This is a genomic window from Methylobacterium sp. AC690, assembly GCF_979256535.1.
This window is the reverse complement of record NZ_CEEDOX010000033.1, coordinates 20,858-28,388: the sequence shown is the minus strand read 5'-3', so window position 1 is coordinate 28,388 and position 7,531 is coordinate 20,858. Positions and strand designations below refer to the sequence as shown.

At 71.9% G+C, this 7,531-nt stretch carries 7 protein-coding genes; 1 reads left to right on the top strand and 6 read right to left on the bottom strand.

The features are described from left to right. Positions 1-44: 44 nt before the first annotated feature. Positions 45-2,786 carry a heparinase II/III domain-containing protein gene (locus AC0IY1_RS24465; RefSeq protein WP_055957389.1) on the top strand — a complete coding sequence of 914 codons (2,742 nt, stop codon included), beginning with the start codon at positions 45-47 and terminating at the stop codon, positions 2,784-2,786. A 9-nt stretch (positions 2,787-2,795) separates the two neighbouring features. Here AC0IY1_RS24465 and AC0IY1_RS24460 read toward each other — a convergent pair whose 3' ends face one another. The 6 genes from AC0IY1_RS24460 to flhA all read right to left on the bottom strand — a co-directional run bounded on the left by AC0IY1_RS24460 (position 2,796) and on the right by flhA (position 7,466). Next, entirely contained in the window at positions 2,796-3,242 is a 447-nt protein-coding gene (locus tag AC0IY1_RS24460; RefSeq protein ID WP_055957392.1) for a hypothetical protein, read from the bottom strand. Positions 3,243-3,257: 15 nt separating this feature from the next. Continuing rightward, positions 3,258-3,587, bottom strand: coding sequence for a hypothetical protein (locus AC0IY1_RS24455; RefSeq protein ID WP_055957395.1), 330 nt, complete (start codon positions 3,585-3,587; stop codon positions 3,258-3,260). Positions 3,588-3,593: 6 nt separating this feature from the next. Continuing rightward, positions 3,594-4,070 (bottom strand): rod-binding protein, encoded by a 477-nt coding sequence (locus tag AC0IY1_RS24450; RefSeq protein ID WP_055957398.1) that lies wholly within the window; start codon positions 4,068-4,070, stop codon positions 3,594-3,596. Between the two features lie 141 nt (positions 4,071-4,211). Beyond that, on the bottom strand, positions 4,212-4,613 hold the full coding sequence (locus AC0IY1_RS24445) for a hypothetical protein (RefSeq protein ID WP_055957401.1): 402 nt from the start codon (positions 4,611-4,613) through the stop codon (positions 4,212-4,214). 4 nt (positions 4,614-4,617) lie between these two features. After that, positions 4,618-5,388, bottom strand: a complete 771-nt coding sequence (gene fliR, locus AC0IY1_RS24440; RefSeq protein WP_055957405.1) for a flagellar biosynthesis protein FliR — start codon at positions 5,386-5,388, stop codon at positions 4,618-4,620. Continuing rightward, the gene (gene flhA, locus AC0IY1_RS24435; protein WP_055957408.1) at positions 5,385-7,466 is read right to left on the bottom strand and encodes a flagellar biosynthesis protein FlhA; all 2,082 of its coding nucleotides are present in this window, start codon (positions 7,464-7,466) and stop codon (positions 5,385-5,387) included. Before flhA ends, fliR begins: the two co-directional genes overlap by 4 nt. Positions 7,467-7,531: the final 65 nt, after the last annotated feature.

Below are 7,531 nucleotides of genomic sequence, written 5' to 3'. Positions count from 1 at the left end.
GCCCTGCCGATGTCCCCTCCCCCCGCCTCCGCCCGGTCCGCCCCGTGAGCGAACCGAGCGCGCCCGGCCTTCGGGTCCTGCTGCCGGAGGCCGCCCGCTATGCCGGGGGGGCGCATGTCGGGCCGGGGGAGAACGAGCATTGGATCCCGGCCAAGAACCGCTGGTCGCGGGTGGTGCTGCCCTTCGGGGGGCTGGTGCCGGAGGCTTGGTGCTGCCTCGGCTTCCGCCTCGCCTGGGCGGCGGAGGAGGCCGCCGGGTCCGCCCTCGACTTCGCCCTGGTGGGGATCGACTTCCTGGCCGAGGACGGGTCGAGCCTCGACTTCGACCACGTGCCCGGCCTCGACCGGACCCTCCTCGACCCGCACGGGACCTGGATCGCCGGCCCGTCCGCCCTGCCGCCGGAGACGCACGGCGCGCGGGCCGGGCGCCTCCAGCTCGCCTTCCAGGTGCCGGCCCCGGCCACCCGGATCACGGTGACGCTCCGCTCCTGGCGCAACACCCATGCGTTCACGGTCGCCGAGGCGCGCCTGACGCAGGGGACGGATCTGCCGCCCGCCCCCTCCCTGATCCCCCGCACACGGCACCGCCTCGGGCCGGAGCCGGCCTGGCGCGACCACGCCCTGGTGCCGGGCTGCGGCCTCGTGCTGCGCGGCCAGCTCCACACGCCGCATCCGGGCACCCATGCGGCCCTGGCCCGCATCGTCTACCGCGACCGCTCCGGCGCGGCGCTCGACCCGCCCTATCCGGGGACCATCTCGGTGCCGGGGCTCGGGGCCCTCGTCGACCTCTCCGCCCACCAGCAGGCGCGCCGCTTCACCCTGGAGCTCCAGCCCCCCGCCGGGGCGGCGCAGGTGGCGGTGGGCTTCGCCACCTGGGAGGCGGACGGACCGGAGGCGGAACTCCTCGCCCCTCCGGAGGTGGCCCTGGAGGACCGGATGCGGCTGGAGAGCCTCTGCGCCGACGATCTCCTCGCCGCCCCCGATTTCCTCGCCCGCCTGGCCGAGCGCCTGTCCCTGCCCGGGGCCGCCTTCTCCGGCTGGTGCCCGCAGCCCGAGGCGGTGGCCGCCGTGCCGGCGGTGCTCGCCCGCGCCCGGGCGATCCAGCGCGGCGAGGGCCACCGCGCCGCCGGTCTCGACCGGACCCTGCGCCTCGCCGGCCAACCCGCCTGGACCCTGCCGGAGGCGCCGGACTGGACCGAGGATCCGTTCCGCTCGGTGCCCTGGCGCCTGGAGTACCAGTCCCTGGCCTGGCTCGGGGCGCTGGCCGAGGCGCCGGGCGGCGCCGCCACCGCCGTCGGCCTCGCCCTGTCCTGGTCGCGGGCCAACCCCTGGGGGGCGCCCACCGACGGCCTCGCCCTGCACCCGGCAGCCCTCGCCGCCCGCACCGAGACCGTCGTGCGGCTCCTCGCCCGGGCCGGCAAGCCCGGCGGCCCGGCCTCCCTGACCCTCACGGGCGAGGCGGTGCGTCACGGCTTCGCCCTCGCCGAGATTCTCGGTCAGAACACCTTCGGCCGCTCGATCCACCAGCTCCAGGCGGCAGCGGTCCTGCGCATCGTCGCCCGGGCCCTGCCGCTGCTGCCGCTCGCGGCGCACTGGCGCTCCCTGGCCGACGCCGCCCTCGAAGCCGGCCTCGCGCCGCTCCTCGATGCGGAGGGACGGTTCTCCGACCCCGCCCTGCATCCGCGCCTCGAACTCCTGACCCTGCTGCGCGCCCTCGGACTCGGCCTCGACGCCGAGGATCCCGCCGAGTCGGCTCTCAAGTCCCGCCTCGACCGGCTCGTGGCGGCCGGACTCCCGGCGGTCGCCGGTCTCCTCGATCCGACCGGGCGCCTGCCGCCGTTCGGGGACGCCCCCGCCGGCGAGGATGCCGCCGGCTGGATCGGGCGTCTCGGCGCGGAGGCGGGTCGCGCGCTCAGCGCCGAGCGCTGGTCCGGAGACGCGCGACCGCGACGCGACCGTCCCAGTATACCACGCGTCACCCTCGAGCCCGCCGCGGGCCGCGTCGACCCGTCCTCGGGCATGATCGCGCAGCGCTACGACGCTCCCGGTCGGGGCTGGGGCCACTTCGCCTGCACCTTCGCCAGCCAGGGCCAGGGTCCCGGATCCGGCCACCGGGACGTCGGCTCCTTCGTCTACGCCTGCGAAGGGGTGCGCTGGATCGTCGAGGCCGGCGGCTCGAGCCAGGTCGAGACCGGCGCCGCCCGCCATCACCTCCTCTCGGGAGCCGGCCACAACGTGGCGGCCCTCGACCAGCGCGAACCGATGGCGGGCCCGGCCCTCTCCCTCGGGGCGGAGCGCCTCATCGGCGCCACCGCCCACCGCCTCGCCACGCAGGCCTACGGTCCCGAAGTCGCGCACCGGCGGGTCTTCCTCGTCCTCGACGACCTCTCCGGACTGGCGGTGTTCGATCGATTCAGCGGCTCGGGCAGCCTCAGCTTCGAGGGCGCGGTCCACCTGTCGCCGGAGATCCTGCTGGCCCTGGCGGGTCCGCGCCGGGCCATGGCCCAGGCCGGGCGCCACCGGCTCTCGCTCTCCCCCCTGGCCGTGCGTGGACGCTACGCCGGCCTGACCCTCCGCAACGGCTGCAATGCCCATCCGGGCGCCCTGCGGGGCTTCGTCGCCGCGGCGGCCGGGGGCCTGCAGCCGACGAGCGTGCTCGGCTATGCCTTCGCGGGTGCGGGCACGGTCTGCGGCGGCCTGGTCCTCGCGGCCGATGCGGATGCCGACCGGCGGCTCACCGCGCTGCTGGGCGAGGCCGCCTTCGAGCGCCTGCTGACGGAGGCGTAGGGCGCGTCCTCAGGAACGGACTTCGCGCTTGGCGACGAAGTTGAACTCTTCGACCAGCACGTCCTTGACCACATCGGAGCCGAGGCGGGCGTTCACCTGCTTGCGGATCTCGGCAAGGCGCTGTGTGACGTTGTAGCGGGACAGGCGTTTGAAATCGATCGCCGGGTCCGTGTAGATCTGCCGGAAAGTCTCATCGACCACGAAGGCGTTCGGCGGCACCGAGAGCGTGTGCATCAGCCGCGCATCGGCAGTGAAGACCAAGATAGCGACGATATAACCCTGCACCTTGCCGTCGACGACCATTGGAACATTGACGGGCGGCAGTTTTTGGTACTGGAGACCTTCGAGGTAGGGTTCGGTCTTCTTGGAAAACAACCCCGCCCCCCAGGTCACTGCGCCGTAGCAGGACAGGATGGTGAGGCCGCAGATCCACAGGCCGGTGACGAGGATGCGCATGGCGGGGAGCGAGCCTCAGCGCCGGACGTGGCCGGAATAGGTACCGTCGGATTCCGCCTCGCGCAGGGACTCCGCGACGATGCCGGAGATCTCCTCGACGGCCCGCAGGTGCAGGCCGACAGCGTCCTGGTTGCGCTCCAGGACACCGCGCAGGCGCAGCAGCTGGTCGCGCACCGGCCCGTCGAGTTCGGCGGGGTCGAGGTCGCGGGTCAGCCGGGTCAGTTCGAGGAGGCTCTGGCTCTTGCGCCGGTTCACCGCCTCCTGGTCGACGGGGTGATGCGCGAGCAGCGCCTCGGTCTCCGCCGTCACGGTGGCTTCCAGGCGCTTCAGGGATGCGAGCAGCATGGGGTCTCAGCTCTCCGAGGTCTTGGCCGACGGCGCGACGGTCGCCGCGGGCGGATTCAGCGGACGCGCCGCCTCGAGCATGCGGGCGATCCCGACGCCGCCGGCCTTGGCGACCTGCGTCCCGACCTGATCGGCGAGCATCGACTTCCAGATCCCGCCGGCATTGCCCTTGCCGAAGACGGCGCTGGCCTTCGAGGGCATCATGGTCTCGACGAACTGGCGCAGGACGAAGGCCTCGAACTGCTTGTAGGGATCCCCGGCCCTGCCGGCGCCCGAGATCGCGTTGTCGGTCTGCAGGGCCGTCAGGGCTCCGCGGGCGTCGAGGGGCATGTGCACCGAGGCGCCGGCCATGCGGTAGGCATCGCCGAACGCCGCCGGATCGGTTCCGGGAGCCGACAGCTTGGCGGCGGCCTCCTGCACGCGGCCGGGATCGGCGGCGCGGGCCACATCGAGGACGATGTCGGAGGGAGGCGAGATGCTCATGGCAGGCGCTTCAGCGGGTTCGGGGAGCCGGTCCCTGGGAGGCATAGGCCCCCTGGCTTTCGGCAGGCTTGCATCGTAGCAGCCTTGCTTCTCGGCAGGCTTGCATCGTGGCCCTGGGGATCGGTTCGGGGGCCTCGGGGATCAGTCCGGAGGCCTTGGCCCGCGTGCGGTCATGAGGTCGAGCTGTTCGAGCAGGGCGTGCTGCTCGCGCTCGTGGTCGCGCCGCTTCAGGAGGCTGTCGGCCTGGCGCTCGGCGCGCTTCTCGGCGAGGCCACGGGCCTTCAGTATGTCAGACAGTCGTGTCGAGGTCGCGCTGAGTTCGGTCGCTTCCGTCGCGAGCGCGCGCAGGCGCCGCGCCGCGGCGTCGAGGAACAGGCCGTGCATGGTCTCGCCGGCCAGGGTCGACAGCATGGCCGCCCGGTCGGCCTCGACCCGCGCGACCTGGGCGCGGTTGGCGGCGAGGTCGCGCTCGGCCAGGCCCCGCATCTGCTCCTGGACCTTGAGCAGGCGCTGGGCGCGGAGGAGCCGGAGGCGGGTGGTCATCGGCTCAGCCCCGGCGCAGGTAGTCGAAGTAGCCCATGACGAACTGCATCATGAACTCGTTGCTGATGGCGTAGAGGAGCAGCAGGCCGCCGGCCATGATGAACGGCGTGGCGATGAAGTAGACCGGGATCTGCGGCACGAGCTTGTTCACGAAGCCGGCGGCGAGGTTCACCGCCACCGCGTAGACGAGGAACGGCGAGGTGATGCGCAGGCCCAGCACGAAGGCGGTCGTGACCTGGTCGACGATGCGCACCAGGGCGGCCTGCGAGCCGATGCCCTCGCCGGGCGGGATCCGGCCGTAGGAATCGACGAGGCCGCGGAACAGCTCCCAGTGCAGGTCGGCGGCGAACAGCAGCGCGGCCGCCGCCATCATGATCATCGCCTCCACCGCCGGGACCGGGTCCATGCCCTCGGCCACCGACCCCGGCATGCCGCCGAAGCCCACCATGGTGACGGCGGCGTTCACGACGGTCTCCAGCACCACGTAGTAGACCCGGCCGAGGAAGCCGAGGACGAGGCCGGTCAGGCTCTCGGTGACGATCCAGCCCAGGGTGGCGCCGGGATCCTGGGCCGCGAGCTTGCCCTGGAACAGGGGCAGCAGCATCGGGGTCAGGGCCAGGGAGACCGCCAGCGAGATGAGGAGGCGGACCTGCGCGGGCACGCGGGGACTGGAGAAGCCCGGCACGATGAGGAGGCAGGCGCCGACCCGGCAGAAGATCAGGAACACCCCGAGAAAGCTCTCGGGGCCGAGCACGGCCAGGAGCGGCGCCGTCACGAGATCGTCCCGAGGGAGCGGATCTCGACCCCGCGCGCGATCTCCAGGTGCGAGAGGACGGCGAGCGTCGGGTAGAGCCGCTCGATGATCATCCGCACGTAGGGGCGGGCATCCGGCGCGGTCACCAGGGCGAAGTTGCGGGTCTCGCGCATCTGCTTGCGGATCGCCTCGGACGCCTCGGTGCCGAACTGCTCGACGAGGCGCGGGTCGATGTCGAACTCGATGACCTCGCCCTTGCCGTCGCGCTTCAGGCTCTGGTGGAAGGAGAGGTCCCAGGCGCTGCCGAGGCGCAGCACCGCGAGCACGCCGTTCTCGGCGAGGTCGCCGCAGATCTGCTGGGCGATGCGCATGCGGACGTGCTCGGCGATCTGCTCGGCCCGGCGGGCATGGGGCGTGATCTCGGCCACGGCCTCCAGGATGAGGTGCAGGTTGCGGATCGACACCCGCTCGGAGAGCAGGAGCTTCAGCACCGCCTGCAGGCCCGAATAGGAGATCTGCGAGGGGCAGATCTCGTCCAGCAGGCGCTTGTACTCGGGGTCGAGCCGGTCCAGCAGGTTGCGCATGTCCTTGTAGGACAGGAGCGTGGGCAGGTTGTTGCGGATCACCTCGGAGAGGTGGGTCAGCAGCACCGAGGAGCCGTCGATGGGCTCGAACCCGCCGCGCCGCACCTCGCCCGCATAGGCGTCGAGGACCCAGCGCGCCTTCATGCCGAAGGCGGGCTCGCGGACCTCGTCGCTCGGCACGTCCGGCACGGGGCCGTCGCCGGTGACCACGAGGAGCTCGCCGGGGCGCAGTTCCTGGGTCGCCACCACGGTGCCGTGGATCAGGATCTGGTAGCATTTCGGCGGCACCGCCAGGCTGTCGGTCAGCTTGATGTCGGGCACGACGAAGCCGTACTGGCGCGCGAACTTGCGGCGCATCTTGGCGACCCGGTGCGACAGCTCGGATTGCGTTCCCTGGACCTGGGCCGAGATCTGGCGCCCGAGGCAGAGCTCGATCTCCGGCGTCTTCAGCGATTCCTTGACGGATTCGCGCAGCGCGACCTGCTTCTTCTCCTCGTCGGCCTCCGCCTTGGCATCGACGATCGCCTTCTGGGCGGCGAGCTTCTTCGGGATCGCGTAGGCGGTGAAGGCCATCAGCCCGGAGAGCACCATGAAGGGCACGAAGGGCAGGCCCGGCACCAGGGCGAACATGAACATCAGGGCCGCGGCCACCGAGAGGGCGCGGGGATAGGCCCCGAGCTGGCCCAGCACCGCCTGCTCCGCGGTGCCCCGCGTGCCGCCCTTCGAGACCAGGAGGCCGGCGGCCAGCGAGACGATCAGGGCCGGGATCTGTGAGACCAGGCCGTCGCCCACCGACAGCTTGGTGAACACGTCGGCCGCCTGGCCCAGCGGCATGCCGTGGCGGGTGGTGCCGATGATGATGCCGCCGAACACGTTGACGGCGATGGTGATGAGCGAGGCGATGGCCTCGCCGCGCACGAACTTCGAGGCGCCGTCCATGGAGCCGAAGAAGGCGCTCTCCTCCTCCAGCTCGCGCCGGCGGTGCTGGGCCTCCTTGTCGTCGATCAGGCCGGCATTGAGATCGGCGTCGATCGCCATCTGCTTGCCGGGGATCGCGTCGAGGGTGAAGCGCGCCCCCACCTCGGCGATGCGGGTGGCGCCCTTGGTGATGACGAGGAAGTTCACCGTGATCAGGATCAGGAAGACCACGATTCCGATGACGAAGTCGCCGCTCATCACGAACTGCGAGAAGCCCTGGATCACGTGGCCGGCCGCCGAGACGCCGTGCTGTCCGTTGGCCAGGATCAACCGGGTGGTGGCGATGCCGAGGGCCAGGCGCAGCAGGGTCGCGATCAGCAGGACGGTGGGAAAGGCCGAGAATTCCAGCGGCTTCTTGATCCAGAGCGCCACCATCAGGATCAGCACCGACAGGGCGATCGAGAAGGCGAGCCCGATATCGAGCAGGATCGCCGGCACCGGCAGGAACAGGATCGCCAGGATGGCGACGATGCCCGCCGCGAAACCGATGTCCCGCTGGGACCGGCGCTCTCCTGCGATCGTGGCGCTTGCCGCCATGGCGGATACTCAACCCCCGTGAATCAACACCGGCTTGTCGCGCCGCAAGCTTGCGCGAGGGTCGC

Excerpts from the sequence above, each read along its gene's own strand:
- AC0IY1_RS24460 (WP_055957392.1), bottom strand. The coding sequence starts at position 3,242 with ATGCGCATCCTCGTCACCGGCCTGTGGATCTGCGGCCTCACCATCCTG.
- AC0IY1_RS24455 (WP_055957395.1), bottom strand. The coding sequence starts at position 3,587 with ATGCTGCTCGCATCCCTGAAGCGCCTGGAAGCCACCGTGACGGCGGAG.
- AC0IY1_RS24450 (WP_055957398.1), bottom strand. The coding sequence starts at position 4,070 with ATGAGCATCTCGCCTCCCTCCGACATCGTCCTCGATGTGGCCCGCGCC.
- AC0IY1_RS24445 (WP_055957401.1), bottom strand. The coding sequence starts at position 4,613 with ATGACCACCCGCCTCCGGCTCCTCCGCGCCCAGCGCCTGCTCAAGGTC.
- flhA (WP_055957408.1), bottom strand. The coding sequence starts at position 7,466 with ATGGCGGCAAGCGCCACGATCGCAGGAGAGCGCCGGTCCCAGCGGGAC.